Here is a 25,078-nt window from a genome sequence, read left to right on the forward strand (position 1 = left end):
GGGCACAGGGACCAAAGCAATGGCACCTTATGCAAAGGAGCGCATGCATTCACCTGGGCTTATCTCGATTCAGCGCTGCATATGGTGTCTTTAGTCTGGTCCCTCTTCCCCTCCTCCAGTCAGGTGCCTCAGGTGCGCTGGGGGTTAAAGCCACCTGGGGCTAAAGTCTCCGCACACAGTACAACGCGGGTCCCAGTAAAATCTGGGACCCGCGTTGTAAGGGGTCTTGTCTATCAGGCGGTTTCTCACGCCGCCCGCCCTGCAAGACTCAGGGTGTTCTCTCTATCTCTCATGCGCCTCTCTCAAACGCACAAGATTATTATGCGGCACGTTCCTTGTAATCCCATACCACCAACCTGCCAATTGCCTGTTAGTGAGAAAAGTGCCGTTACCCTACACAAATCCAGCACTAGACACGGGAAAAGCCGCAGGCAGAGGTCTACCATGGGGCTAATGATGAACCCACGGATTCATTCTCAAGCCCAACCACCTATTGGCCATACCCCGCTGATGCGCGTGGACGCCATTAATCCCCGTACCGATGTGCACCTCTACCTCAAGCTAGAGCAATTCAACCTGGGTGGATCCGCCAAGGACCGCACCGCACGCGCACTCATCCAAGCCGCGCTTGACGCCGGCGACATAGGCCCCGGATCCACCCTGGTGGAGTCTTCCTCGGGCAACCTCGGCATGGCACTGGCCCGCCAGGCCCCACTTGCGGGTATGAAATTCCACTGCGTGGTCGATCCGCGCGTCAATTCCTCCACAGTGGCCACGATGCGGGCCTACGGCGCCCACGTAGAATTGCTGGATCACCCGGACCCGGAAACCGGCGATTGGCTCACCGCTCGCCGCACCCGCGTGGCCGAGCTTCTAGAAGAGATCCCCAATTCTTTCAATCTCAACCAGTACTCCAACGAGGCCGCCTTTTACGCCCACGCCGAAGGCACGATGACGGAAATCGTGGACCAGCTCGGACAGGCACCCACCCACTTGCTCGTCGCTATGAGCACCACCGGTACTCTCGGCGGCTGCGTGCGAAAGCTCACTGAGCTTGGCGCGGATACGGAGACCATCGGTGTCGATGCCGAAGGCTCCGTGTTGTTTGGGGGCCAGCGCGGCACCCGCATGCTGCCGGGCTATGGTGCTGGCATTGTCACCGATCTATCCACCAAATTCTCGCCGTCCTCAGTAGAGCGTGTGCCCGATCTGGATGCCATTGTGGCAGCCCGTCGCCTCGCCCAGGCCGAAGGCCTTCTGCCTGGGGCCTCCGGTGGCGCGGTTATCGCGGCATTCCAGCGTCTCGCGCCTACCCTTCCGGCCGGTGCAGAGGTCGTCGCCGTACTCCACGACGGTGGCCAGCCTTACCTCGATACCATCTACAACGATTCCTGGGTCTGCGAGCACTTCGACATCTCTCCTCCCGAGCTCGCCGCGCGCGTCGAAGGGGATTCAGAGTGAGCCCGCAGGAACCTTCCCGCCGCATCGCCATCATCGGCGGCGGCCCACGCGGGCTGTGGGCCGTAGAAGAACTCATCGAGCGCGCCCGCATCCCCGTGGATATCACCGTCTTTGATCCCTACCCCGCCGGCGCCGGCGCGGTGTATCGCCCGCAGCAGCCGTCGCAATGGCGCCTTAACGTCAATTGCGCCATCGTCACCACCGCACACGATAGCTTCAACGCTTGGCGCACCCGCCGCGGGGAATCCACCACCGATGCCTTCCCGCCGCGCGCGCAGGTAGGGCAATTCCTGGCCGATACGTGGGCTGCTGCCCTGCACCGCGCCCCGCAGCACGTGCGCATTCGACACCTACCCCAGCGTGTGCGTTCGGTGTCTACCGCTGACGACGGGTTCATCGTCGATGGCTCGCCCTTCGACGAAGTCCTCGTCTGCACCGGCCACGATCACCTCCACCCCGGTGCCTTAGTTCACGAGCCTTCCCGCGTTCCGATCACCGGACTCTACTTCGGCGCCGATTTGCCCAGTGCCCCGCGACGGATTGGGGTACGCGGTGCTGCCTTGAGCTTCATCGATGTCTGCCTGCTGTACGGCGATGCCGCCGAGGTCATCTTCCCGGTGAGCCGCAGCGGGCGCTTTATGGAGGTCAAACCCGCGCCGGGCACGCCGCAGCCCAAGATCCCGGCTAATGTAAGGCGCGCCTGTGCCGGCGTGCACAATGCCGATGAGTTGCGCGACATCCTCCTGGCGGCCGCCGGATCGATGGGTGAGTTTTCCACCGGGGAGCTTGCTGCAGTGCTCGACGGCCACGACTTTTCCGGCGATGCCGTCGCGGAGCTGGATGCCTCCCTCCGCGCCGCCGAGGGCACCGGGCCGCTTACCCCGGCTGCGGCTGTAGGCGCGGCGTTTCGGGGGCTCTTTCAAGAATGCGTTGAATGGCATAAGACTCATGGCGCCATGCCCGGCTTCCGTGAGCTCTCGCGCACCCTCGAGCGCGTGGCCTTTGGCCCACCACCGGTCACCGCGCGGCGGCTGCTCGAGCTCATCCGCACAGGCGTGGTAGATACCCGCTACCTCGCCGCCCCGGACCAGATAGACCACTGGCGCGAGCAGGGTGGCGTTGATCTGCTTATCGATGCCACCGTAGCTCCCCAAGCCATCCCCACCCCTTTCCACGATGTCCCCGGCGTCGTGGAAATCGGCCGCATGAATGAGCTTGAGCTTCCCGGCCATGACTCGTTGAACCGTTCCGTGCACGATGACATCCCCCGTTGGGCGGAGAAAGTAGGAAACCCATGACCAACCACACCACCCCGTTACCCGTTCATGGCACCGTTGCGCTGCGCGCGCGGTGGGAAGAGTGGATGACGGAATTGGTGGGCGACCCACAGCAAGTTTCCCGCCTTACCTCCGAGTATGGCTCGCCCGTTAATGTGCTCAACCCCGCGCCGCTGCGCCGCAACGCCCAAGAGCTCCTCGATGCCGGCGCCTCTCATGGCGTGGACACACAGGTATTTTTCGCTCGTAAGGCCAATAAAGCCTTGTGTTTCGTCGACGCCGCCCGCGGGGCTGGTCTGGGCGTGGACGTCGCCAGTGAAAATGAGCTGCGCCAAGTGCTTAACCGTGGAGTCGCGCCCGAGCGGATTATCCTCAGCGCGGCTATTAAGACCGACGCGTTGCTGCGCCTAGCTATCGACCGCGGAGTCACCATTTCCTGCGATTCGCGAGCGGAAGCCGAGCGCATCGCTGCCCTTGCCAAGGCCCTCAACCACACCGCGCACGTCGCACCGCGCCTTGCCCCCAACCCGGATAACCTTCCGCCGACGCGCTTCGGTGAGCTCCTTCACGCATGGCAAAGCCACGCGTGGCCCGAAACCATCCACGCTGACGGCGTTCACGTACACCTGCATGGTTATAGCGAATCGGACCGCCGCACCGCACTCGCGGAGGCCATCGCCCTCATCGAGCACCTCCGCTTAGTTGGCCAGCCTGCTTCCTTCATCGATATCGGCGGCGGTGTTCCCATGAGCTACCTCGAATCCCGCGAGCAATGGGAGTATTACCAGCAGCGCATCGCAGCCCAGCGCGCCGGCACCGGTGAGCCTTTCACCTGGAAGTCCGACCCGCTCTCAAATACCTACCCCTTCTGGCAAACACCCACCCGCGGCCAGTGGTTAGACCAACTTCTTTCTGGTGAGGTAGCCGGGTTTGGACCTGCCGGCCGTGCCTTGAGCGAGCGGAATATTTCTCTTCATTTGGAGCCGGGGCGCAGCCTGCTCGATGGCTGCGGCATCATTCTCGCTGAGGTCAGCTTCCTCAAAGAGCGCTCCGACGGCCTGCCCCTCATCGGCGCAGCTATGAACCGCACCCAGTGCCGTACCGCGGCGGATGACATTTTGCTCGACCCGCTCCTCGTGCCCACTGCCGGAGACCGCGGTACGGTGGGCCGGGAACCGCGCACCGGGTTCGTGGTGGGGGCCTATTGCATCGAAGATGAAGTCATCCTGCGCCGCGAGCTCGATTTCCCAGAGGGCATAGCGGTGGGCGATACCCTCGCTATCCCCAACACCGCCGGTTACTTCATGCATATTTTGGAATCTGCCTCTCACCAGATTCCGTTAGCACGCAATGTCTACTTAGACGCAGACGGCCGGGGCTGGGCGCCAGACGATATCGACGCCTAGCGATCCGAGCCGCTATCTCCACGGGACTGGCAGGCATAGGAAAAGGGCTCCGAGGGTAAACCTCGAAGCCCTGTGTCATTTAGCGCGATGCGCTCGACCGATTTACTCGGTGTAGTTCTTCTCCACGGAAGCGTCGACCGGGATGCCCGGGCCGGAGGTGGTGGAGATGGTGACCTTCTTGGCGTAGATGCCCTTAGCGGAGGCCGGCTTCAGGCGAATGATCTCGTCGTACAGCGCGCCGTAGTTCTCAGCCAGCTTCTCAGCATCGAAGGAAGCCTTGCCGATGATGGCGTGCAGGTTGGAAGCCTTGTCAACGCGGAAGGAAATCTTACCGCCCTTGACGTCAGCAACGGCCTTGGACACGTCAGCGGTCACGGTGCCGGTCTTCGGGTTCGGCATGAGACCACGCGGGCCCAGGACGCGGGCAACGCGGCCAACCTTGGCCATCTGATCCGGGGTAGCGATAGCAACGTCGAAGTCGATGTTGCCCTCGTTGATAGCAGCGATCAGCTCTTCGGTGCCCACGATGTCGGCGCCAGCAGCCTTCGCAGCCTCAGCGTTGTCGCCCTCAGCGAAGACAGCCACGCGGACGTCCTTACCGGTGCCGTGGGGCAGGGAGACAGTGCCGCGAACCAGCTGGTCAGCCTTACGCGGGTCAACGCCGAGACGGAAGACAACATCAACGGTAGCGTCGAAGTTCTTGGAGGAGGTCTCCTTGGCCAGCTTGGCGGCCTCGATCGGACGGTACAGGCGGGAGCGGTCTACCAGCTCAGCGGCAGCCTTGTATGCCTTGGACTTGGTGCTCATAAGTGCAATTCCTTTTCTTGGATTGATGTGGTGTTAGCGGGCCGAAGCTGGCCCTGCCACGCGCGATACACAACGTATCGCGCATTAAATCGAATTTTTACTTAGCCGGGACGCCGTCAACGGTGATGCCCATGGAGCGAGCGGTACCAGCAATGATGCGAGCGCCGTTCTCGATGTCACGAGCATTGAGGTCCTCAAACTTGGTCTGTGCAATCTCCTTGCACTGATCCCAGGTCACGGAGCCAACCTTGTCGGTGTGCGGAACGCCGGAGCCCTTCTTGATGCCAGCGGCCTTGAGCAGGAGCTTAGCTGCCGGCGGGGTCTTCAGCTTGAAGTCGAAGGAGCGGTCCTCGTACACGGTGATCTCCACCGGCACGACGTTGCCGCGCTGGGACTCGGTCGCAGCGTTGTAAGCCTTGCAGAACTCCATGATGTTGACGCCGTGAGCACCGAGTGCCGGGCCGACCGGCGGAGCCGGGTTAGCAGCGCCTGCCTCGATCTGGAGCTTGATCAGGCCAGTGACCTTCTTCTTGGGAGCCATCGAATTACCTCTTTCCTGTGGTACCGGAGTGCCGCCACGATGAATAACAGCGCCCCGTCCGGATGCTCACGCATTGTGGGCCACCGGAGGATGAACGTTTCAAGATGCGCAAAAGCGCACGGCGTTCAAGTCTAGAACACCGTGCGCCCAGCTCAAAATCGCTTTTTAGGAGATGCGCTCGATCTCCGTCGGGGACAGCTCCACCGGGGTCTCGCGGCCGAAGATGGACACCAGGCCCTGCATCTTGCCGGTCTCTGGGTCGATCTCGGAGATGGTGGCGGAGACGGAAGCCAGCGGGCCAGACAGGATGGTGACGGCCTCGCCCACCTCGAAGTCGTGCGCGTAGGCCTTGGCGGCCTCCTTCTCCGGCATGGCCACAACCTGCTCGCCCTCGGAGTCTGCTGCGGAGTCCTCCGGAGAGACCGTCGGATCGTTCGGCATGAGGAACTTAGCAACGTCGCGGATCTTCACCGGGGTCGCGTTGCCCTCATTGCCCACGAAGGAGGTCACGCCCGGGGTATCGCGGACGACGGACCAGGCGGCGTCGTTAAGCTCCATGCGCACCAGCACGTAGCCCGGCAGCAGCTTGCGCTTGACTACCTTCTTCTTGCCGTCCTTCTTTTCAATGGCCTGCTCGACCGGCACAACGACTTCAAAGATGGAATCCTCCACCTCGAGTGTCTGGGCACGCATATCGAGGTTGGTCTTCACCTTGTTCTCATAACCGGAGTAGCACTGGATGATGTACCACTGGCCCGGCTGCTTCTTCAGCTCGCGGGTAAAGGCGCGCAGGCGGGACTTGTACTCGGCGTCTGCGGCAGCGGCGGCGTCTGCCTCAGCGCTTGCCGACACCTCCCCTGCACCCTCGCCTTCAGCCTCATCCGTGACGCCACCGAGAGCAGCCTCAGCGGCCTTGGTAGCAGCTTCCTTTTCGGCAGCTTCCTTCTCCTCAGCGGACAGTTCCTCCTGCGGCTGCTGGGATTCCTCAGTAGCCTCGACCGCTTCGGCGGCCTGTTCCTGGACGTTATCGATCATGGCCTGCTCGAGGGAGGTGCCAGTGTTTTCTTCGCTCATTGTCTGCTACTCCAAATTGGTGTTCATTCTTCCAGTCCCCCACCAGGGTACTCGGCGGGACTAGGGCAAAAAGTATCCCGCCGTTTCCCCTAGTCGAGCTAGCGGGAAGGCGGCGGGATGAAAGTATGAAATTAGTGTACTAAGGCGCGAGGATTGCTTCAACTCCGAGGCCGGTCAGCGTGTCCACGCCCCACACCAGAGCGGTGAGGACGATAAGAAAGGCGAAGGTCACCAGAACGTACTGAAGCATTTCCTTGCCGGTAGGCCACACGACCTTCTTCATCTCAGAGGCGACTTCACCCGGGAAGGAGCCGACGGATCCGCCGAAAGAATCTTCCTTCTTATCCTCGACGCGCACGACGCGCTTGTCGGTGTAGGAATCAGTAGAGGTGGTCGCTGCGCCAGAGAGCTGACGCTTGCCGGTTGGGCGCGGAGCCCCGGTGCTCGGCTGCTTTTCCTCGCTCACGGCGATTCCCTCCTTGGAAGTGATGTGGCAGGGGCGACAGGACTCGAACCTGCAACCTACGGTTTTGGAGACCGTTGCGCTACCAATTGCGCCACGCCCCTCTGCGTGCCCTTTTGGGACAACGCACAACCCTACCAGAACAGTGATTCCCCATGGAAACCACGTGCCGTATAAGGCTGGGAGTCGGTAGTGAAAAAGCGCCCATATGCGGGCGCTTTTCTTTCCCGGTAGCGATGGCGAGAATTGAACTCGCGACACAGCGATTATGAGTCGCTTGCTCTACCACTGAGCTACACCGCCATATTCACTTTCTGAAAGCTTCCAGAAACATGAATGGAGCCCCCTGACAGAATCGAACTGTCGACCTTTTCCTTACCATGGAAACGCTCTGCCGACTGAGCTAAGGGGGCACAGCCTCTTAGAGTCACGGAGTTTCTTCCGCTGTGCTCTCGTTGAAGCCTTGAAAAGATTAACCCGAAACGCTTAAACAACACAAATCGCCAGTACGACAATGGTTTTTGCGCACTTTTCAGGCACCTAAACTCGCACACATCACCCTTGCACCACTCTCGCGGTAGACCGCCCCTACTCCAGGCGCACCAAACCCAGCTATTGTTGACGTATCAAATACTTTATGTGCTCTAGGGAGGACACATGAGCTCTGGTACCCAGAAGCAGACACCGAAGGACTGGGCCGGCGACGCCCAGAATGCCTCGACGGACGGCGAATTCAAGCGAGACACCAACTACATCGGCGACCGCATTCTTGCCTCGGTCACCGGTGACGAACCACAGCCTTCCGTGGCTGGTAGCGGCGAGGCCCTCGACTGGCCGGTGCAGCCCCACCGGTATCGCCTCATTGCTGCGCGCGCTTGCCCGTGGGCGCACCGCGCGATCATCGTTCGGCGTTTGTTGGGACTGGAAAATATCATCTCCTTAGGCCTGGCGGGCCCCACCCACGACAAGCGCTCCTGGACTTTCGACCTCGACCCCGACGGGCTCGACCCCGTCCTACGCATCCCCCGCCTGCAGGATGCGTATTTCGCGCGCTTTCCTGCCTATCCGCGGGGCATCACGGTGCCAGCCATTGTGGAAGAGTCCAGCGGCAAGGTTGTCACCAACGACTTCAACTCCATGGTGCGGGACTTCCAGACAGAGTGGACCGACTTCCAACGAGAAGGCGCACCCAACCTGCTGCCGCCGTCCGAGCAACAGGAGGAGATGGAGGAAGTCAACAACGTCATCTTCAGGAAGCTCAACAACGGCGTGTATCGCGCGGGATTCTCCGCATCCCAGGAGGCTTATGAAGAGGCCTATGCGGATGTCTTCGAGGTCCTCGACTGGCTGGAGGAGCGGCTAGCCCACCGCCGCTTCATCATGGGCGAGCACATCACGGAGACCGATATCCGGGCATACACCACCTTGATCCGCTTTGACGCTGTCTACCACGGCCACTTCAAGACCAACCGGAATAAGATCAGCGAGATGCCGAACGTTTATGGCTACTTGCGCGAGCTATTCCAGCTCCCCAGTTTCGGCGATACCACCGACTTCACCGAGATCAAGCAGCACTACTACATCGTCCACCGCGAAATTAATCCCACCCAAGTGGTGCCGGCCGGCCCCGACCTTAATGGTTTGGCACAGCCCCACGGCCGCGATCACCTGCCGGGTGCGCCCTTCGCTGAAGGCACCACCCTGCCGGGGCCGTTGCCCAAGGCTGAGCGGTTGAAGAACCCCACGGATTTCCAGCGAGAGCTGTTCACGTTGGATTAGCCCCTGAGTCACCCGGAGATCGAAAAATCCCGCAGACCCATGTGATGTGTCTGCGGGATTCATGTTGTGCCAGGTAGAAGATTCGAACTTCTGAAGGCGAAAGCCGGCGGATTTACAGTCCGCTCCCTTTGGCCGCTCGGGCAACCTGGCAAGCACTCTTGAGTGCGGTTATGTACTTTACTACGAACTCCCGCCTAACATGCAAATCGCCAGGCAGGAGGGGCTTTTAACCCACGCGCTGAACGGTATAGTCCGCCAACTGGCGCAGTGCTTCACTAGCCGTGCATTCCGGCAGCAGGGAGAGCTGGTCCTCGACCACGCGCAGGTACGCGTTGACGTCGGCCAGCGCCTTATCACGGCCGCCCGACTGCCACAGCAGCTCGATGGCGCGTTGTACGGAAGCGTCATCCTCCAGCGGGCCCGTCAGCAGGGCGCGCAGCTCATCGCCGACCTCGCCTTCCTCCTCCAGGGCATAGAGCACCGGCAGGGTGAACACGCCCTCGCGCAGGTCCGTGCCCGGGGTCTTCCCGGATTCCTCGGAGTCGGAGAAGATGTCGATGACATCGTCGACGATCTGGAAAATCATGCCTACGGCCGCACCGATTTGGCGCAGCGCCTCGCACTGTTCTGGACCCGCACCCGCGTGGTAGGCACCCAGGTAGCCGGCGGACGCGATCAGCACCGCGGTCTTTTCCCGGATCACCGCCGTGTAGTGCTCTACGGCATTGGCTTCGCCAGCACCGATGGTTTCCCGCATCTGGCCGGTGACGAGCTCCTCGAAAGTCTCCGCGAAATGCTCCACCGTGTGGGTATCCAGCTGGCTCATCAGCCGCGAGGCGTGCGCGAGCAGTGCATCGCCCGCCAGAATCGCCACCGAGTTGGTCCACCGGAAGTTCGCGGAATCCACGCCGCGTCGGCGCTCCGCCTCATCCATGACATCGTCGTGGTAGAGCGTAGCCACGTGGACCATTTCCACCACGGTTGCCGCCTTCACCACCTCGGGGGATTGTGAACGTTCACCGAACTCGGAGGCCAACAACGCCATCATCGGGCGGAAACGCTTGCCACCAGCCAGGGACAGGTGGCGCACTTTGTCCTTGATGAAGTCCTGCCCGCGGTCGAGCTCCGTATTCAGCAGGTCCTCTACAGCAGCCATCCCGGCGTTGATACGCTCGGTGAGCTGCGCATCCCCCAAGTCCACGTGCTTGGCGTGAGTTTGGCCGTGTGACATTAAACGTGTTCCTTTAAGCTCAAAAATCCTAGTGTTTACTTACCGTAGCCCATGGCACGGCCCTCAACACACTTGTGGCCACTATCCCGTGCAATGATAGTCCCCATGTCGGAGCAGATCGATTCCACCCTTGTTGACGTCGCCATCGTAGGTGCCGGGCCCGCCGGCGCTGCCGCCGCTATCCACGCCGCACGCGCCGGCCACGAGACGCTGCTTGTCGACGCCTCCCCCTTCCCCCGCGACAAGACCTGCGGCGATGGACTGACCCCACGTGCCATGCACCAGCTAGAGCTCCTTGGCATCGAAGTCAATGCTTCCTACCGCAACCGCGGCCTCAAACTGCATGGCTTCGGCGGCACCGTCACCGCCCCGTGGCCTAAGACCTACCCCTCGCACAAAGGCACGGCCCTGCCGCGCTATGAATTCGACGCGCTGCTGGTTGAGGCTGCGCAGGCAGCCGGCGCGCAACTGATAACCGGCGCGGCGACACAGCCGCAGCTGGACGGTAACCGGCTGATGGAGTTCTCCGTCGGCAAGCGCCGCGTGCGCGCCCAGTGGGTCATCGTGGCCGACGGGGTGCGCTCAACATTTGGCAAACAGTTGGGCCGCACCTGGCACCGCGAGGAGGTCTATGGCATTGCTGCACGCGCTTATGCCGATTCACCGCAGGACGGCGAGGAATGGATGCACTCCCACGTTGAGCTCAAGGATCCCGAGGGTGTGGTGCAGCCGGGCTATGGCTGGATCTTTCCGCTGGGCCAGGGGGTCAACATCGGCTTGGGCGCGCTCTCTACGGCCGCCCGCCCGGCCCGCCTCAACACGAAGAAGGCGCTGGATTTCTACGCCGAACAGCAGCGTTCGGAGTGGGGTCTAGGCGAGCTGCGCAACGTCACCTCGGCGATGCTGCCGATGGGTGGTGCGGTGTCTGGAGTTGCCGGCGCCAATTGGATGCTCATCGGTGACGCTGCGGCCTGCGTTAATCCGCTCAATGGCGAGGGCATCGACTATGGCCTGGAAACGGCAGCACTCGCCGTGGAGATGCTCGGCACCAAGGACCTCACCTTGGCGTGGCCAGACCGGCTGCGCGCCGAGTATGGCGAGGCCTTCCTACTTGCCCGCACCGCCGCGCGCCTGCTGACCTACCCGCAGTTCCTGCCGCTGGCCGGGCCTGTGGCCATGCGCGGGCCGGTGGGCCGCATGCTCATGCCGGCCGCAGCGCGTCTTATGGGCAACCTCATCACCGACGAGGACAAGGACCTCCTCGCCCGCGCCTGGCGGCTGGCCGGCGGGGCGGTCTCCACGCTGCGGCGCGATACCCCGCTCTGGGCCTAGGGCCTTTAGGCCTGCTGCCCTCTTAAGCGGGCTTCACTGCGGAGTGCAACGCCACGATGCCGAAGGTCAGGTTGCGCCAACCTGCTTGCTCCCAGCCATTGCGGTTAATAGCAGCGGCCAGTTCGTGCTGCTCCGGCCACGCACGGATGGACTCCGCGAGGTAGATATAGGCCTCCGGGTTGGAGGAGACGACCTTGGCAATCGGCGGCAGCAAGCGGGTCAGATACTCCTTGTAGACGGTGCCAAAGACCGGAATGACCGGCTTGGAGAACTCCGCCACTGCTAGGCGCCCGCCGGGCTTGGTCACGCGCGCCATCTCCCGAAGCCCCAGCTCGAAGTCGTGGATATTGCGCAGACCGTAGGAAATGGTCACCGCGTCAAAAGTGTTATCCGCAAAGGGCAGGCGCATTCCATCGCCGGCCACCTTGGGAACATCGCGTTCCGCGCCAGCCGCGAGCATGCCGAGGGAAAAGTCACAGGCCACGCACCACGCGCCGGACTTGGACAGCTCTTCCGTCGAGACGGCCGTTCCGGCAGCCAGGTCGAGGACCTTCTCCCCTGGCTTCAGGTTGAGCCGCTCGCGCGTCAGACGGCGCCAGCGCGCGTCCTGCCCAAAGGACAGCACCGTGTTGGTGATGTCGTATTTCTTGCCCACCGCGTCAAACATGCGCGCGACATCGAAGGGCTTCTTCTCCAGATCTGCCTTAGACACAAGCGCCTAGTTTAGGCGACGCGCGCTCCCAGAGCGCGAGCGGCCCAACGCGGCAGCTCCGGACGCTGGCCCAGAATGGTCAGCGGGACCTCACGGACATTCTCCAAAACCTCGTCGTAGTAGCCCAGCAGCTGCTCGCACAACGCCGGCCAAGTCTTGGAGGCAATCGACTTCCGGGCGTTCTCCCGCATCTCCTGGTGAATCTCCGGATTGAGAAGCGCGTCGACGGCATTCGGGAGATCCTCGACGAACGTAGGGACATCGAGAAGCAACCCGTTATAGCCCTCCTCAATGAGGTCCACCGGGCCGCCCGCGCGGGGGCCGATGGTGGGCACGCCTGAGGCCTGCGCTTCCTGGATGGCCTGGCAGAAAGTCTCGAACTCGCCGGCGTGCACGAAGACATCAAGGCTTGCATATGCGGCTGCGAGCTCCTCGCCACCCAGCGCCCCAGTGAAGACTGCACCTGGCAGCTGGGCCTCCAGCAGCGGACGCTCTGGGCCATCGCCAACAATGACGAGCTGAATATCCTCACGATCATTGAGCGCGGACAGGCGGTGCACGCCCTTTTCTGCGGCCAGCCGGCCCACAAAGCCGACGATCTTTTTCTTCCCCGTAGAGTCCCAGTTCCGGCGCAGCGCCGCCGAGCGCTTCGAGGGGTGGAAGCGCTCCGAGTCTACGCCGCGGCCCCAGTGGCGCACGTTCTTGATGTGGTGCTTCTCCAAGTCGCTGATGGTCAGTGAGGAGGGCGCGAGAGTCATTTGGCACGCGTTGTGGATGGTGCGCAGCCACTCCCACACCCCATAGGCCAGCGCGGAGGCATGGTACTTGGTGGCGAATCCCGCGACGTCCGTCTGGTACAGCGCCACTGCCGGAATGCGCAGCTGACGTGCGGAGAATGCGCCCGCAGCTCCGAGAACGAAGGGACTGGCCAAGTGAATGATGTCCGGCTTGAACTCGCGCAGCGCCTCGTCCACAGCGGAAGTGGGAACGCCGACCGGGAGCGAATCCACCAGCGGCACCCGCACGGTGGGCACGCGCACGATGGTGAACCCGAGGTAATCAGGGATCTCCTCCTGCCCATCCCGGGCACCAGGAGCGATGACGATGGCCTCGTGGCCGTGCTCGTGGAGGTATTCGAGGACACGCAGCACGGAGTTGGTCACTCCGTTGACGTTAGGCAAGAAGGATTCCGCGACGATGGCTACACGCATGCGCCCCATCATTCCTTTCCTGGGTGCTCAGCTGGTAAAGCACGTGCTAAATTCCGGTTAATTTTCCCGCTTGCCCACCAGCACGCACCGGCAATCAGGGTCGCCACAACTGCAGAGGACAGCGCTGGAATGATCGATAGCGTCCATTCTCGGCCTTCCACCTTGACTAGGTCCGGGTTGTTCTTGGCATAGAGCACCCAGACCTGCTGTCCCTCCCCCAGCCCGGTGGGATAAAGCAGGCCGGTGGGCGGGGTGTGATAGATACCCTCGGAGTCCTGGAAATCCACGAAGGTACGCAAGGTGCCGACATCCGTCACCGTGGCCAGGGCGCGCCCGGGGTTGGCGCCGATGGTGCGGTCATTGAGAAAAGGGCCGATGACCATTCCCGCCATGCCCACGAGAGCTGCGGCGTACAGCACCAGGATCAGCTGGCGTACCCGGCGCCGCGTCATTTACTGACCTACCTTGGCATTCAAAGCTTCCTGCAGCGCGCGGCGCGAGGACCTCGTGGTATGCGCCTCCACCACGGTGATGCCGGTGGAGTATTCCTTGAGTTCTGCCAAAACGTCGAGCAGCTCCTGCGCCGAGCTCACCTCGCGGTGCTCAGCACCGCAGGCTTCCGCTAGCTTGGCCACGCCCACCCCATGCGGCGTTCCAAACGCCTTCTCGAAGGAGTCGCGCAGGGGCTCGCGGCCCTGTTCGAGCACCTCGAAGATGCCGCCGCCGTCGTCGTTTGAGACGACGATGGTGAGGTTCTCCGGGCGCGGGTTGTCTTCGGGGAGGATGAGCGAAGTGGCGTCGTGGAGGAAGGTGACATCCCCCATGAGCGCCACGGTGCGCGGGGCGCGCGGGGCGTCGGCTTCGCGGGACTGGGTGGCCAGGGCGATACCGATGGCCTGCGCGACGGTGCCGTCGATGCCGGCAGCCCCGCGCGGCGAATAGGTCTCCACCCCGTCAAAAGGCAGGCCGATGAAGGACGCATCCCGCACCGCGTTGGAGGCACCTAGGACAAGGGTGTCACCAACGGCGAGGGTATCGCCCACCGCGGCGGCGACGTGGAGACCGGTAAAGCCAATCTCGGGCTGAGTAGACTCCTCACCGGTGGTCTCCGCGAGAACCTCACGAACACCGTCGGCCGCCATCTGGGCTGCGCCTTCGCAGATTTTCATCCACTCTCGCGTGGGCTCGCCGCTGGTCTTGACGGTGGTTCCTAGCTGCGCGGCCCCGCCGCGCGGGTTAGTGAAATCTTCCGTGCGGGACAGGCAGATGAGGTCGATATCGGGATCACTCAGCAGCGCCAGAACTCCACGGTGCAGGGTGGGATGGCCCACGACGATGACCTGCTCCACCTTGGTGTTGACCACGTAGTCGTTGGCGGAGACCTGAGCGCGGCGGAAGAGGTGCGCCGCGGCCGGGTGCACCGGGTGATAGGGCGCAGGTGCCGTGGGCTCGGCGATGGTGGGGACATCCTCCAGGCCTTCGACTTCCCAGGCCTCATCGCCGGCGATGACGAGCGTGTTGCGGCTGAGATCGACGGCCACCTCTCCGTGATTCGCCCACCGCGGGGTACGAGCGCGGTGCTGCGTGTAATCCGTCGGGCTACCGGGCAGCTCTTCGCCTACCAGCGGGGCATCGAGAGCCACGTTGATGTGCACCTGGCGGTCATTCAAAAAGCGCTCCGCGATAAGCGGGATATCACTCGTGCTCTCCACCTGGGTGGTCTCTGCGTACACGCCGAAGATGCCGGGCTGCTCAATAGTCTGGGAGGCCCCCGTGCCCACCAAGCGGGCCGGCCGGTCCGCGCTGATGACGGCCAGCGGGGTATGCGAGTAATGCGCCTCCACCATCGCGGGCAGGGCATTAGCCACCGCGGTGCCGGAGGTCATCACGATGCCGACGTGCCGGCGTTGGACGCGTGCCAAACCTAAAGCAGCGAAGGCGGCGGAGCGCTCATCCAGGCGGGTATGCACGCGAATATCGCTGCGCGCGAGAAGCGCCAAAGACAGCGGTGCGTTGCGCGAACCCGGGCAGATAACCACGTCGGTGAGGTGCCGCGAAAGCTGGGCCGCCAGTGCTTCGGCCAGCTGCATCGACTCCGGCTGCGCGGAGGCAGTGGGCTCGGTGTGAGATTCAGTATTAGGCATTGCCTGCACCACCCGTATCGAGCTCTTCCATGCCCGAATCGAATTGCTCGAAGAGGTCATTGATCAACCCTTCCAATTCGGCTCCCCCCTGGTCCACACGGTCCTGGACGTCCGGCGGCAGCTCCGTCGGCAGCTCCGTCGGAATATCGGTGGGGAGGTTATCCCGCGGCGAGCTCTTGGTGGTGGTCACCGTGGTGGGAACCTCGGTGGTCACGGTCTCGGTAACCGGCTCCGGGGCGGGTTTGTCAGCATCCGCTGCCGCACCGCGCCACAGGAAGAACAGCACGCCGGCGAAAACGACGGCGATAGCAGCGATGGCCGCGAAGACATAGGACAGGGCTCCCCCGCCCTTCTTCGGCTGCTCCACCTGGTAGCTGGACGGGACCGGGTCATACTGCGGCTGCTGATAGTTCTGGTCATAGCCCTGCTGATAGGGCTGACCATAGGCCTGCGCGTTCTGGGATCCGGGCTCCGGGAAGTGTTGTTGGGGACGCTGTGGCGGCTGCTGTTGGGGCGCGCCGAACTGGCGGGTTTCGTTCTCACCGGTGACGCGGCCGAACTGCCGCGTCTCGTTGTCGCCGTTGTTGTTGGTCATGGGATTTACCTTATCGTGCACCCGCGCCACTTAGCACCCGCCCGGTGGGCGTTAGTCCCGTGGAAACCTGACCCGGCGTGCCATCCGCCACAATCTTTCCGCCATCCGAACCAGACCCCGGGCCCATCTCAATAACCCGGTCAGCGCCGGCAATGAGGTGACGGTCATGATCTGCCACCACGACAGTATGGGAGGCCTCCACCAGCGAGTGCAGCTCAGCGATGAGCAGGTCGATATCGGCCGGGTGCAACCCGACGGTGGGCTCATCCAGCAGGTAGACGGTATGGCCCCGGCGCGAGTTTCGGGAGCGCTGCAGCTCCGTGGCAAGCTTGATGCGCTGCGCTTCACCGCCGGAAAGCTCCGGAGCGCCCTGGCCCAAGCGCAGGTAACCTAGCCCCACCGCTTCCAAGGTTTGCAGCGCGTGGAGGATCGGCGCTTCATCTGCAAAGACCTCCAGGGCCTCTTCCACCGTAAGGTCGAGGATGTCCGCGATGGTCCTGCCCTTCCAGCGGATGGACAAGGTGTCATCGTTATAGCGCTGTCCCTGGCAATCCGGGCACTGGGTATAGGAGCCTGGAAGGAAGACCAGCTCGACCTCGATCTGGCCGGCGCCACCGCAGGTGGGGCACTGGCCTTGCTTAACGTTGTAGGAAAAGCGCGAGACCGTCCATTTCTTCTTCTTGGCCTCCGGGGTGGCCGCGAAGAGCTTGCGCACGTTGTCGAAGAGGTTGGTGTACGTCGCCACCGTGGAGCGCGGGGTTCGGCCGATTGGCTTTTGGGTAATGGAGACCACGCGCTTGACCTGCTTCGGACAGTCCGGCCCCATGAGCATGTCATGGAGTGCGGCCAGCAACGTGGATTTGCCGGAACCCGAAAGCCCAGTAATGGCCGTAAACTGGCCGAGTCCGAAGTCCACGTCGAGGCCATCGATGGTGTGCGAGTGCACCCGGCACAGCGCGATATCACCGTGCGCCGGGCGCGCTTCGGCCTTGGGCGTGGGACGCGGGCGGGCTAAGGCACGCGCGGTGGGAGTATCTGCGGAGTCCGCCGCCTCTATGTAATCGGCGACGGGACCCGAGTACACCACCTGGCCGCCGCGCTCACCGGCGAGCGGGCCGACATCCACGATCCAATCGGCCTGCTTGACCAGTTCCATGTCGTGTTCCACCAGCAGCACCGAGTTCCCCTCCGCGATGAAGCGCCGGCACATATCAAGCACCGCGCCCCGCTCCACCGGGTGCAGGCCCGCAGAGGGCTCATCCAGGACATAGGTCACGCCATAGAGTCCAGAGCGCAGCTGCGCAGCCAGGCGCAGGCGCTGCACCTCACCGCCCGAGAGCGTGTCCGTCGGCCTATCCAGGCTGAGGTGCCCCAGGCCGAGTTCCAGTGCGGATTCAAAGGCCGGAAGGAGGGCCTTGAGGAGCAGGTCTTCGGCATCATTCGGCTGTGGCTTCTGAGCGCTTAGCAGCTCGTGGGCTTCGCTCAACGGAAGGGCATTGAATTCGTCGATCGGCAGCCCGGCGTAGGTGACCTTGAGCGCCTTCGCCGTCAGCCGGCGCCCCTGACAGGTATCGCAGCGGCGGGTTTCCATGAAGCTCAAGACGCGGGCACGCAGCGTATCCGACTTCGTCTCCGCATAGGTCTTGGTCAGGTAGCTGGCCACGGAACGCCACGTGCCCTCGTAATTGCGCTGGATCTGATCCGCCCCGCGGCGCGGCTTGACGGTTACCACCGGGCGCTCCTCGGTGAAGAGGATCCACTCGCGGTCTTTCTGCGGCAAATCCTCCCACGGTGAATCCAAGTCATAGCCCAGTTCTTGCAGAATGTCGTGGAAGTTCTTGCCCGCCCAGGCCCCTGGCCACGCAGCAATCGCGCCTTCCTCGATGCTCAAGCTAGGGTCCGGCACCATGGATGCCTCCGTGGGTTCGTGGACCACGCCGGTGCCCTGACACTCCGGACACATGCCTTCCGGGGTATTCGGGGAGAAGGAATCGGAGTACAGCCCCTCCGGGTTGTCACCGCAGCGCGAGTACAGCAAGCGCACGGAGTTAGACATGGCGGAAATCGTGCCCACCGTGGAGCGCGCACTGCTTGCCGACGCCGACTGCTGCAACGCCACCGTCGGCGGCAACCCCTCAATGCGGCCGACCTGAGGGTCCACCGCGGAGGCGATGAGGCGTCGAGCAAAGGGCGCGACGGATTCCAGGTAGCGGCGCTGGCCTTCGCCATGAATGGTGCCAAAGGCCAGCGAAGACTTGCCGGAACCGGACACCCCCGTCACGGCTACGAGCTGGCCGCGCGGAAGGTCCACATCCACGTTGCGAAGGTTGTGCAGGTGCGCGTCTCTCACGGAAATCGTCATGCCCGCCAGCCTACGCTGACCTCCGGACATGGACCGTGAGCTGTGCTTTTAAAGGTGCGGCCAGCACTGGCGCACGCGCTCAAACCACCACTCGCGGCGCTCGCCCGGCGCGGCGAGCGCGCTGAGGCGATCCGGGTCGGGGGCAAGGGCTTCGGCGCGCAGGTGACCGTCGACAAGCTCGCGCGGTGCCGTGACATCCTCGAGGAACAGCGAACCGGTGGCCAGGCCCGCGGCGGCCGGGGTGACGTCGATGTCTTCGTCGTCATAGATCTGCGGCAAGGCGGCCACGGCGGCAAGCCCCATGGAGATTCCCACCGAGGTATCCAGGGCGGAGGCCACCGTGATGTCCATGTGGCGCTCGCGCAGATGGGAAGCCACCTCGAGCACCTTGCGCACACCACCCAGCGGCGCGGGCTTGACCACGGCGACATCCGCCGCCTGCAATTCCGCCACCCGGTAGGGGTCGCTGGCCTTGCGGATGGACTCATCTGCCGCCACGCGCACGAAAATCCCGGCGCGCATGAGCTGGGTGCGCACTTCCTTGAGTTCCTCGACGGTCTGGCACGGCTGCTCCATATAGTCCAGCGGCATGAGCTCCTTGGCCGCGGTGACGGCTTCCTCGACGCTCCAGCCACAGTTGGCATCGACGCGCAGGACCGGCACGCGGCCCTGGGCTTCGATGTGGGAACGGACAGCGTGAACGCGCGCGATATCGTCCTCTAGGGTCTGTCCCTTCTCCGCCACCTTGATCTTGAAGGTGCGGCAACCGGGGTAGCGTTCCATGACCTTCGGGACCTGCTCGGCGGGGACCGCGGGGATGGTGCCGTTGACTTCTACCCACTCGCGTACGGGTTCCGGGAAGCCTTCGTAGGCGGCCTCCAGGCCGGCGGCGAGCCAGCGGGCGGATTCCTCCGCCCCGTACTCCAGGAAGGGGGCGAACTCACCCCAGCCCGCGGGGCCATCGATAAGCAATGCTTCCCGGGTCGTAATGCCACGGAACTTCACGGCGAGTGGAAGGGAGACCACGTGGGCGCGGTCAAGGACGTCATCAATGTGCATGAGGTTCATCGTACGTGTGGGGGGTTGAGCGCGACACCTGTCATAGCCGGTGTTACCTTATAACAGTAAGTGGATATAACCAGAAGAAGGATCCTCAGATGCTTTACCTTCTCATCGCACTGCTGGCCATCGCCGCAGTTGTCTACCTCATCTATAAGAAAGTCCACGCCGCGGCCTCCATCTTCGCCGTTGGCGTAGTCCTGCTCATGCTCGCCGCCCTCACTGGGCGCGCGGATTTCCGCACCACCGAAATCGAAGCCACAGGTAATGCCTTCTACGATCAGCTGCTCGTCGTGGATGCGCTATTCAAAGCACGCTTCTCCGGCATCGGCATGGCGATCATGGTGCTCTTCGGCTTCGTGTCCTATATGCGGCACATCGGTGCGGACGCCAAGACGGTCGTGGTGCTCTCCTCACCGCTCAAGCGCTTCAAAGGTTCCTACTGGCTGGTTCCGGTGGGCTTCATCCTGGGCACGCTGCTCTCGCTGGTGATCCCCTCGGCTGCAGCGCTTTCCCTTTTGCTCGTGGCCACGCTCCTGCCGGCACTCATCGCTGCGGGTCTGACCCCGCTGACCGTGGGCGCCATCGTGGTGACCTCCTCCACCATCGTGCCCACCCCACTTGAGGCCGGCCTCATCCAGGGTGCCGATCTCACCAACATGACGCCAACCGAGTTCGTCTACGGTGCTGTCGCCTACGCCACGGTGCCCACGCTGCTCATCACGGCCTTCGTCCACATGTGGTGGCAACGCCGCTGCGACAAGGCGGATGCCCGCAAGGCCGAAAGCTCCGGTGAGGTCAGCGCCGATTCGATGCACGATGACGCTACCGAGGAAGCCATCGCCCGCGCAGCCTCCCTGCCGGGTTACTACGCCGTGCTTCCGCTCATGCCGTTGCTACTCATCATCGTCTCCGCCATTCTTAACCGCTTGGGTGTCATCCCCTTTGAGGGCGGCATCCTCCCGGTGACCGTGGTCTCTTTGTTCATCGCGATGATCATCGAATCCATCCGCAAGCGCACCGTCACCGGTGCTGTGGATTCCATCTCCAGCTTCTTCAAAGGCATGGGCGAAGGTGCTGCGGGCGTCGTGGCCCTGCTGGTGGCTGCTGCTGTCCTGGTGGAGGGTATTACGCAGATGGGTGTCATCGACATGCTTATCGACGCCGCCGAGGGCTCCTCCGGCGCCGCCGTCCTCATCGTCCTCATCTTCGTCGCCGCCACCGCCGCAATGGCCGCGCTCACTGGCTCTGGCACTGCCCCCTACTTTGCTTTCTCTGAGGTGGTGCCCAACCTGGCTTCGCAGACCTCCATCCACGCCCCGCAGATGCTCACCGCCATCTGGGGTACCTCCAACCTGATGCGCCAGGTCTCCCCGGTCAACGCCGCGGTGCTCATTGTCTCCGGCGCCATCAAGGTCAATCCCATCCAATTGGTCAAGCGCACCTCCGTGCCCATGATTGTGGCGACGGTGCTCAATACGCTGTTTGCGTTCATGTTTATTGGGTAGCGGTTTTTCGCGCGGGCTCAACGTTAATCACGGAGCCCGCGGTACGTTTTGGTAAATAAGGTCCCCCAAATCCGAAAATCTGCGGGCATATTTACGAAAACGTACCAACCAACCGTGCAGGACGTACACATCGATCAAATAAGGCCCGCCTCGAAGTTTTAGGCCACTATTTGTTAGAAGCGTCACGACCACGAAGCCAAGCCTCCTGTCTGCCGTACAATTGCCCAGACAATGAATCCCATTAAGCGTTAAGGAGGAGCCATGCTACTTGCTGAAGCATTGGCCGAGCGCGCCCAGGCGCAGGAGCGCCTGAACTCGCTGAGTGACCGGCTCGCGGCGACGGTCCGCATTCAGGAAGGCGATGAACCGGATGAGAACCCGACGGATCTCCTCCGTGAGCTGGAAGGCGTGACCAAGCGCATCGATGAGCTCGTCATCGCCATCAACGCTACGAACACGGCCACCGCGTTCGACGATGAGATCACGCTCATGGAAGCGCTGGCGCTGCGTGATGGTCTGCTGCGCAAGCGCCGCATCTACCAGGGATTGGCAGAGCGTGCGGGTGCGCGCCACGACCGTTACTCCCGCTCGGAGATCAAGTTCGTGGCCACGGTGCCCGTGCCGAAACTGCGCGAGCGCGCCGATGATCTGGCCCGCCAGTACCGCGAGCTAGATACCCGCATCCAGCAGCTGAACTGGAATACGGAACTGATAACTAAATAAGGTCTGCCGCTAGTTGTGCCGCATTCTTGCGGCGCTTTCGCTTTGTGTCGCATTTTTGCGGCACGTCATGTCGCGCGTCAAGCGCGCGACGGTAGCCCACACCCTTCGCAGCGAGCGCAACCCTTACTGGGCAGGGAAGAGCCCAGTGCTTCTCAGGCGCCTTCGTAGCGCAAGAAGGCAGGGAGGTTCGATTCCGTCCCACTGTATGGTGTACCGCGCTGGTACGGAGTACACGTGCACATTGACGGGGATAATCCCGCAGTATTGTTTATTGTTTATCACCGCCGCGCTGGGCGGAGAGTGTGGGTGAGGGTTTGGGAATGGGGACTATACTTCCGGCGCACCGCTTTCCAATTAAGCTGGTGTGCCATGAGCGAGCAGAAAAACTACAGCACCGATAATCCTTTCAAGCCGGAACTCTGGCGCCCCGTTGAGGGCTTTGAAGACCTGACGGATATCACCTATCACCGGCTCATCAGTGACGGTCCAAAGCCCCAGCGCAAGGACGGCATCGTCCGCATCGCCTTCGACCGCCCCGAGGTGCGCAATGCGTTTCGTCCGCACACGGTGGATGAGCTTTATCGCGCGCTGGACCACGCGCGTCGCACCCCGGATGTCGGCACGGTATTGCTGACCGGCAACGGGCCTTCCCAGAAGGACGGCGGCTGGGCGTTTTGTTCCGGTGGTGACCAGCGCATCCGCGGCCGCTCCGGCTACCGCTACGCCACGGAGCACGCGCATGATGACGCGACTGCCGATGAATCCACCGTGGACACCGCCCGCGAGAAGGTTGAGGGCGGCCGCCTGCATATCTTGGAGGTCCAGCGCCTCATCCGCACCATGCCCAAGGTGGTCATCGCCGTGGTCAACGGTTGGGCCGCCGGCGGCGGGCACTCCCTGCACGTGGTGTGCGATATGACCATTGCCTCCCGCCAGGAGGCCCGCTTCAAACAGACTGACGCCGACGTCGGCTCCTTCGACGCCGGCTATGGCTCGGCCTACCTGGCCAAGATGGTGGGCCAAAAGTACGCCCGCGAGATCTTCTTCTTAGGCCGCACCTATGACGCACAGCGCATGTATGAGATGGGTGCGGTCAACGAGGTAGTTGACCACGCCAATCTGGAGGACGCCGCCATCCAGATGGGGCGCGAAATCAACATGAAGTCCCCCACCGCCCAGCGCATGCTCAAGTTCGCCTTCAACCTCACCGATGACGGCCTCATGGGCCAGCAAGTCTTCGCTGGAGAAGCCACGCGCCTGGCCTACATGACAGACGAGGCCGTCGAAGGCAAGGAATCCTTCTTGGAAAAACGCGAGCCCAACTGGGATGACTTCCCGTACTACTACTAATCGTCATTCCTCGAGGAGAATCCACAGTGCTGTATTTCGCCATTGCCCTCGCGGCCATCGCGCTCATTGCCGTCATCGCATCGCGAGTGTGGATGTTACGCCGCATCCAGCAGGCTCAGAGGGACGGTGAGCGCCCCTTCGATCAGGAGGATGAGCTCATCAACCCCTATGAGCACCGCGGGCGGTAACCTAACTAACCGTGACTGCCCTCTCTCCTCTGCCTGTCAATCCACATGACCCCGCCGCCATCCTCCCTGATCTGGAAGCGGCCATCGCAGGACAAGCCACCTTCCTGCCCGTCCCGGCGGAGGACCGCACCCGCGCGCAGCTCCTGCGCAACCACATGCGCGCAGGAGAACCCATTAACTCCTCCATCGCGCTGGTCATGGCCACCTCCGGGTCCACGGGCACGCCGAAAGGCGCGCAACTCACGGCCGCCAATTTGGTCTCCAGCGCCGATGCCACGCACCGCGCTCTCGGCGGCACCGGCCAGTGGCTGCTAGCCATGCCCGCCGCCCATATCGCGGGAATCCAGGTATTAATCCGCTCGCTCGTCGCGGGTGTGGAGCCGCTCTGCCTTGACCTGTCGGAAGGTTTTTCCATCCCCAATTTCGCCCGCGCCGCGCACGAGCTGGCCGCCACCGGGGATCGCTCATACACGGGCCTGACCCCGATGCAGCTGGCCAAGGCCATGGATTCGCTAGAGGGAATCGAGGCCCTGCGCACCTTTGATGCCATTCTCGTCGGGGGTGCTGCCACCCACCCACAGTTGTTGGAGTCAGCGAAGAAGCTGCGCATCACCATCGTCACCACCTACGGTTCCTCGGAGACTTCCGGTGGCTGCGTCTACAACGGACAGCCACTGGATAGCGCTCTTGTTCGCATCGGCGACGAGGGGCGCATTTACCTTGGCGGGCCCATGATTGCGCAGGGCTACCGAAACGTGGACTCAGATGCCTTCGTGGCCGATGAGTCCGGCACCTCGTGGTTTGCTACCTCCGACGCCGGCGCGCTTCACGACGGCCACCTCACCGTCACCGGGCGCCTCGACAACATCCTGAACACCGGCGGGCTCAAGCTCCACCCAGAGCAGCTCGAGCAGCACATCCTGCACGTGCCGGGAGTGGACGGCGTGTGCGTGGTCGGCATCCCCCACCCACGCTTGGGACAGATGATCGTCGCTGCCTATACCGGATGGGCGGATGTCGGCGATATCCTTGTGGCTCTCGACGATAGTGGCCTTCCCCGGTGGCACATCCCCAAGGACTTCAAGCGCCTGGCCCAGCTCCCCACCGCCGGTCCCGGCAAGGTTGACCGCCTCGCCGTCACCCGGCTGTGGAGCGCCTAAACCTCCGCTTCGCTGATGCTGCGTACGGCGATACCGCGCGCAGCGGATTCCCCGATCGGGAAACTCGAACCGCCGTCGACGGCAACCTCGAGCACACCCGCGACCGAGGGGGCAACGACGGTCAATTCCGCTCCCGGCCGCACTCCATATTTATCCAGGTAGCGCAAAAATTCGCCGTCAGCGTCAGTGACCTGCTCCACGGTGACGGGGGTCTGCGCGGGGACGTCGATAAGCGTAATGCGCGAGACCGGCTCGGCAGTGCCGTCCGGGGCAGGTATGGGATCACCATGCGGATCGCGGGCGGGGTTGCCCAGGAAAGAATCGAGACGTTCAACGAGCCTGTCGGACGTCGCGTGCTCTAGCATTTCTGCCTCATCGTGCACCTCATCCCAGGTATAGCCCAGAGTGCGCACGAGGAAGGTTTCCAGGAGTCGATGCCGGCGCACCATTGCCACAGCCAGCCGCCGGCCTTCCTCAACAAGCCGAACACCGAAGTAGCGTTCGTGTTCCACCAGCCCCTTCGCGGCCAGGCGCTTGACCGCCTCCGAAGTAGTGGGCAGTTTCTGCCCCGCCGCTTTGGCTAGATCCCCGAGCGGCATCGCGGTATTAGCGCCCTCTTTCTCCTCATAGGTCCAGAGGATCTTGAGGTAGTCCTGGGTGCGTTCGGGCAGCTCACTGATGTGCATACCCCCCAT

The 25,078-nt window shown here is 62.9% G+C and carries 23 protein-coding genes and 4 tRNA genes; 10 read left to right on the forward strand and 17 right to left on the reverse strand.

All coding sequences use genetic code 11. The features are described from left to right. Positions 1 to 444 precede the first annotated feature (444 nt). The 3 genes from HMPREF2896_RS07695 to HMPREF2896_RS07705 are packed head-to-tail and all read left to right on the forward strand — an operon-like array spanning position 445 to position 4,144. Complete coding sequence (locus tag HMPREF2896_RS07695; RefSeq protein ID WP_070448016.1) at positions 445 to 1,461, forward strand: pyridoxal-phosphate dependent enzyme; 1,017 nt, start codon at positions 445 to 447, stop codon at positions 1,459 to 1,461. After that, positions 1,458 to 2,759 (forward strand): FAD/NAD(P)-binding protein, encoded by a 1,302-nt coding sequence (locus tag HMPREF2896_RS07700; protein WP_070718923.1) that lies wholly within the window; start codon positions 1,458 to 1,460, stop codon positions 2,757 to 2,759. Before HMPREF2896_RS07695 ends, HMPREF2896_RS07700 begins: the two co-directional genes overlap by 4 nt. Next, on the forward strand, positions 2,756 to 4,144 hold the full coding sequence (locus HMPREF2896_RS07705; protein ID WP_070644700.1) for a type III PLP-dependent enzyme domain-containing protein: 1,389 nt from the start codon (positions 2,756 to 2,758) through the stop codon (positions 4,142 to 4,144). The genes HMPREF2896_RS07700 and HMPREF2896_RS07705 overlap by 4 nt, the downstream gene beginning before the upstream one ends. A gap of 102 nt (positions 4,145 to 4,246) precedes the next feature. Here the strand turns inward: HMPREF2896_RS07705 and rplA are convergent, their stop codons facing one another. The 7 genes from rplA to HMPREF2896_RS07740 all read right to left on the reverse strand — a co-directional run bounded on the left by rplA (position 4,247) and on the right by HMPREF2896_RS07740 (position 7,442). Continuing rightward, a complete protein-coding gene (gene rplA / locus HMPREF2896_RS07710) occupies positions 4,247 to 4,951 on the reverse strand; it encodes a 50S ribosomal protein L1 (protein WP_070448010.1) in 705 nt (234 codons plus the stop codon). 97 nt (positions 4,952 to 5,048) lie between these two features. Further along, positions 5,049 to 5,492, reverse strand: coding sequence for a 50S ribosomal protein L11 (gene rplK / locus HMPREF2896_RS07715; protein ID WP_010189723.1), 444 nt, complete (start codon positions 5,490 to 5,492; stop codon positions 5,049 to 5,051). Between the two features lie 165 nt (positions 5,493 to 5,657). Then, positions 5,658 to 6,566 carry a transcription termination/antitermination protein NusG gene (gene nusG, locus HMPREF2896_RS07720; RefSeq protein ID WP_070448006.1) on the reverse strand — a complete coding sequence of 303 codons (909 nt, stop codon included), beginning with the start codon at positions 6,564 to 6,566 and terminating at the stop codon, positions 5,658 to 5,660. Between the two features lie 139 nt (positions 6,567 to 6,705). Further along, a complete protein-coding gene (secE, locus tag HMPREF2896_RS07725; protein WP_070718925.1) occupies positions 6,706 to 7,032 on the reverse strand; it encodes a preprotein translocase subunit SecE in 327 nt (108 codons plus the stop codon). Between the two features lie 25 nt (positions 7,033 to 7,057). Next, positions 7,058 to 7,133: transfer RNA gene (locus HMPREF2896_RS07730), tRNA-Trp, on the reverse strand. A 127-nt stretch (positions 7,134 to 7,260) separates the two neighbouring features. Next, a tRNA-Met gene (locus tag HMPREF2896_RS07735) sits at positions 7,261 to 7,332 on the reverse strand. 34 nt (positions 7,333 to 7,366) lie between these two features. After that, positions 7,367 to 7,442, reverse strand: a tRNA-Thr gene (locus tag HMPREF2896_RS07740). Between the two features lie 244 nt (positions 7,443 to 7,686). On the opposite strand from HMPREF2896_RS07740, the gene HMPREF2896_RS07745 reads away from it, so the two are divergent. Beyond that, positions 7,687 to 8,808: a glutathione S-transferase C-terminal domain-containing protein gene (locus tag HMPREF2896_RS07745; RefSeq protein ID WP_070718927.1), complete on the forward strand. Its 1,122-nt coding sequence runs from the start codon at positions 7,687 to 7,689 to the stop codon at positions 8,806 to 8,808. 67 nt (positions 8,809 to 8,875) lie between these two features. Here HMPREF2896_RS07745 and HMPREF2896_RS07750 read toward each other — a convergent pair. After that, positions 8,876 to 8,958, reverse strand: a tRNA-Tyr gene (locus tag HMPREF2896_RS07750). A 76-nt stretch (positions 8,959 to 9,034) separates the two neighbouring features. Continuing rightward, positions 9,035 to 10,039 carry a polyprenyl synthetase family protein gene (locus HMPREF2896_RS07755; protein WP_070447998.1) on the reverse strand — a complete coding sequence of 335 codons (1,005 nt, stop codon included), beginning with the start codon at positions 10,037 to 10,039 and terminating at the stop codon, positions 9,035 to 9,037. Between the two features lie 93 nt (positions 10,040 to 10,132). Here HMPREF2896_RS07755 and HMPREF2896_RS07760 point away from each other — a divergent pair, with 93 nt between their 5' ends. After that, the gene (locus HMPREF2896_RS07760) at positions 10,133 to 11,371 is read left to right on the forward strand and encodes a geranylgeranyl reductase family protein (protein WP_070718930.1); all 1,239 of its coding nucleotides are present in this window, start codon (positions 10,133 to 10,135) and stop codon (positions 11,369 to 11,371) included. A gap of 22 nt (positions 11,372 to 11,393) precedes the next feature. On the opposite strand, the gene HMPREF2896_RS07765 is transcribed toward HMPREF2896_RS07760, so the two are convergent. From HMPREF2896_RS07765 to HMPREF2896_RS07795, 7 genes are read right to left on the reverse strand one after another with little or no spacing between them, the layout of a single operon-like run. After that, positions 11,394 to 12,083, reverse strand: coding sequence for a demethylmenaquinone methyltransferase (locus HMPREF2896_RS07765; protein WP_046647771.1), 690 nt, complete (start codon positions 12,081 to 12,083; stop codon positions 11,394 to 11,396). An 11-nt stretch (positions 12,084 to 12,094) separates the two neighbouring features. Continuing rightward, on the reverse strand, positions 12,095 to 13,294 hold the full coding sequence (locus tag HMPREF2896_RS07770) for a glycosyltransferase family 4 protein (protein WP_070719070.1): 1,200 nt from the start codon (positions 13,292 to 13,294) through the stop codon (positions 12,095 to 12,097). 8 nt (positions 13,295 to 13,302) lie between these two features. Next, a complete protein-coding gene (locus HMPREF2896_RS07775; protein ID WP_070718934.1) occupies positions 13,303 to 13,746 on the reverse strand; it encodes a DUF3592 domain-containing protein in 444 nt (147 codons plus the stop codon). Further along, the gene (menD, locus tag HMPREF2896_RS07780) at positions 13,747 to 15,438 is read right to left on the reverse strand and encodes a 2-succinyl-5-enolpyruvyl-6-hydroxy-3-cyclohexene-1-carboxylic-acid synthase (protein WP_070718942.1); all 1,692 of its coding nucleotides are present in this window, start codon (positions 15,436 to 15,438) and stop codon (positions 13,747 to 13,749) included. It lies immediately after the preceding gene. Beyond that, positions 15,431 to 16,033, reverse strand: coding sequence for a hypothetical protein (locus HMPREF2896_RS07785; RefSeq protein WP_070711046.1), 603 nt, complete (start codon positions 16,031 to 16,033; stop codon positions 15,431 to 15,433). Before HMPREF2896_RS07785 ends, menD begins: the two co-directional genes overlap by 8 nt. Positions 16,034 to 16,043: 10 nt before the next feature. Beyond that, complete coding sequence (locus HMPREF2896_RS07790; protein ID WP_070718944.1) at positions 16,044 to 18,395, reverse strand: excinuclease ABC subunit UvrA; 2,352 nt, start codon at positions 18,393 to 18,395, stop codon at positions 16,044 to 16,046. 48 nt (positions 18,396 to 18,443) lie between these two features. After that, positions 18,444 to 19,454 (reverse strand): o-succinylbenzoate synthase, encoded by a 1,011-nt coding sequence (locus HMPREF2896_RS07795; RefSeq protein ID WP_070719072.1) that lies wholly within the window; start codon positions 19,452 to 19,454, stop codon positions 18,444 to 18,446. 98 nt (positions 19,455 to 19,552) lie between these two features. On the opposite strand from HMPREF2896_RS07795, the gene dcuC reads away from it, so the two are divergent. The 5 genes from dcuC to menE all read left to right on the forward strand — a co-directional run bounded on the left by dcuC (position 19,553) and on the right by menE (position 24,383). Then, positions 19,553 to 20,962, forward strand: coding sequence for a C4-dicarboxylate transporter DcuC (gene dcuC / locus HMPREF2896_RS07800; RefSeq protein WP_070718945.1), 1,410 nt, complete (start codon positions 19,553 to 19,555; stop codon positions 20,960 to 20,962). Positions 20,963 to 21,223: 261 nt separating this feature from the next. Further along, entirely contained in the window at positions 21,224 to 21,685 is a 462-nt protein-coding gene (locus tag HMPREF2896_RS07805; RefSeq protein ID WP_010189741.1) for a DIP1984 family protein, read from the forward strand. Positions 21,686 to 22,054: 369 nt separating this feature from the next. Next, positions 22,055 to 23,035, forward strand: a complete 981-nt coding sequence (locus tag HMPREF2896_RS07810) for a 1,4-dihydroxy-2-naphthoyl-CoA synthase (RefSeq protein WP_070447980.1) — start codon at positions 22,055 to 22,057, stop codon at positions 23,033 to 23,035. A 26-nt stretch (positions 23,036 to 23,061) separates the two neighbouring features. After that, a complete protein-coding gene (locus tag HMPREF2896_RS12850) occupies positions 23,062 to 23,223 on the forward strand; it encodes a hypothetical protein (protein WP_010189743.1) in 162 nt (53 codons plus the stop codon). A gap of 11 nt (positions 23,224 to 23,234) precedes the next feature. Continuing rightward, positions 23,235 to 24,383 carry an o-succinylbenzoate--CoA ligase gene (gene menE / locus HMPREF2896_RS07815; protein ID WP_070718946.1) on the forward strand — a complete coding sequence of 383 codons (1,149 nt, stop codon included), beginning with the start codon at positions 23,235 to 23,237 and terminating at the stop codon, positions 24,381 to 24,383. Here menE and HMPREF2896_RS07820 read toward each other — a convergent pair. Beyond that, positions 24,380 to 25,069 (reverse strand): metal-dependent transcriptional regulator, encoded by a 690-nt coding sequence (locus HMPREF2896_RS07820; protein WP_070718951.1) that lies wholly within the window; start codon positions 25,067 to 25,069, stop codon positions 24,380 to 24,382. The two genes, menE and HMPREF2896_RS07820, sit on opposite strands and share 4 nt — an antisense overlap. Between the last annotated feature and the right edge of the window lie 9 nt (positions 25,070 to 25,078).

The organism is Corynebacterium sp. HMSC069E04, assembly GCF_001813175.1.
Lineage (GTDB): Bacteria > Actinomycetota > Actinomycetes > Mycobacteriales > Mycobacteriaceae > Corynebacterium > Corynebacterium aurimucosum.

What these genes read in the sequence shown, in the direction of transcription:
- HMPREF2896_RS07805 (WP_010189741.1), top strand. Translation starts at nt 21,224, where the DNA reads ATGCTACTTGCTGAAGCATTGGCCGAGCGCGCCCAGGCGCAGGAGCGC.
- HMPREF2896_RS07795 (WP_070719072.1), bottom strand. Translation starts at nt 19,454, where the DNA reads ATGCACATTGATGACGTCCTTGACCGCGCCCACGTGGTCTCCCTTCCA.
- HMPREF2896_RS07705 (WP_070644700.1), top strand. Translation starts at nt 2,756, where the DNA reads ATGACCAACCACACCACCCCGTTACCCGTTCATGGCACCGTTGCGCTG.
- HMPREF2896_RS07790 (WP_070718944.1), bottom strand. Translation starts at nt 18,395, where the DNA reads ATGACGATTTCCGTGAGAGACGCGCACCTGCACAACCTTCGCAACGTG.
- HMPREF2896_RS07785 (WP_070711046.1), bottom strand. Translation starts at nt 16,033, where the DNA reads ATGACCAACAACAACGGCGACAACGAGACGCGGCAGTTCGGCCGCGTC.
- nusG (WP_070448006.1), bottom strand. Translation starts at nt 6,566, where the DNA reads ATGAGCGAAGAAAACACTGGCACCTCCCTCGAGCAGGCCATGATCGAT.
- rplA (WP_070448010.1), bottom strand. Translation starts at nt 4,951, where the DNA reads ATGAGCACCAAGTCCAAGGCATACAAGGCTGCCGCTGAGCTGGTAGAC.
- HMPREF2896_RS07755 (WP_070447998.1), bottom strand. Translation starts at nt 10,039, where the DNA reads ATGTCACACGGCCAAACTCACGCCAAGCACGTGGACTTGGGGGATGCG.
- HMPREF2896_RS07695 (WP_070448016.1), top strand. Translation starts at nt 445, where the DNA reads ATGGGGCTAATGATGAACCCACGGATTCATTCTCAAGCCCAACCACCT.
- rplK (WP_010189723.1), bottom strand. Translation starts at nt 5,492, where the DNA reads ATGGCTCCCAAGAAGAAGGTCACTGGCCTGATCAAGCTCCAGATCGAG.
- HMPREF2896_RS07820 (WP_070718951.1), bottom strand. Translation starts at nt 25,069, where the DNA reads ATGCACATCAGTGAGCTGCCCGAACGCACCCAGGACTACCTCAAGATC.
- HMPREF2896_RS07810 (WP_070447980.1), top strand. Translation starts at nt 22,055, where the DNA reads ATGAGCGAGCAGAAAAACTACAGCACCGATAATCCTTTCAAGCCGGAA.
- HMPREF2896_RS07770 (WP_070719070.1), bottom strand. Translation starts at nt 13,294, where the DNA reads ATGCGTGTAGCCATCGTCGCGGAATCCTTCTTGCCTAACGTCAACGGA.
- menD (WP_070718942.1), bottom strand. Translation starts at nt 15,438, where the DNA reads ATGCCTAATACTGAATCTCACACCGAGCCCACTGCCTCCGCGCAGCCG.
- HMPREF2896_RS07745 (WP_070718927.1), top strand. Translation starts at nt 7,687, where the DNA reads ATGAGCTCTGGTACCCAGAAGCAGACACCGAAGGACTGGGCCGGCGAC.
- HMPREF2896_RS07760 (WP_070718930.1), top strand. Translation starts at nt 10,133, where the DNA reads ATGATAGTCCCCATGTCGGAGCAGATCGATTCCACCCTTGTTGACGTC.
- dcuC (WP_070718945.1), top strand. Translation starts at nt 19,553, where the DNA reads ATGCTTTACCTTCTCATCGCACTGCTGGCCATCGCCGCAGTTGTCTAC.
- HMPREF2896_RS07775 (WP_070718934.1), bottom strand. Translation starts at nt 13,746, where the DNA reads ATGACGCGGCGCCGGGTACGCCAGCTGATCCTGGTGCTGTACGCCGCA.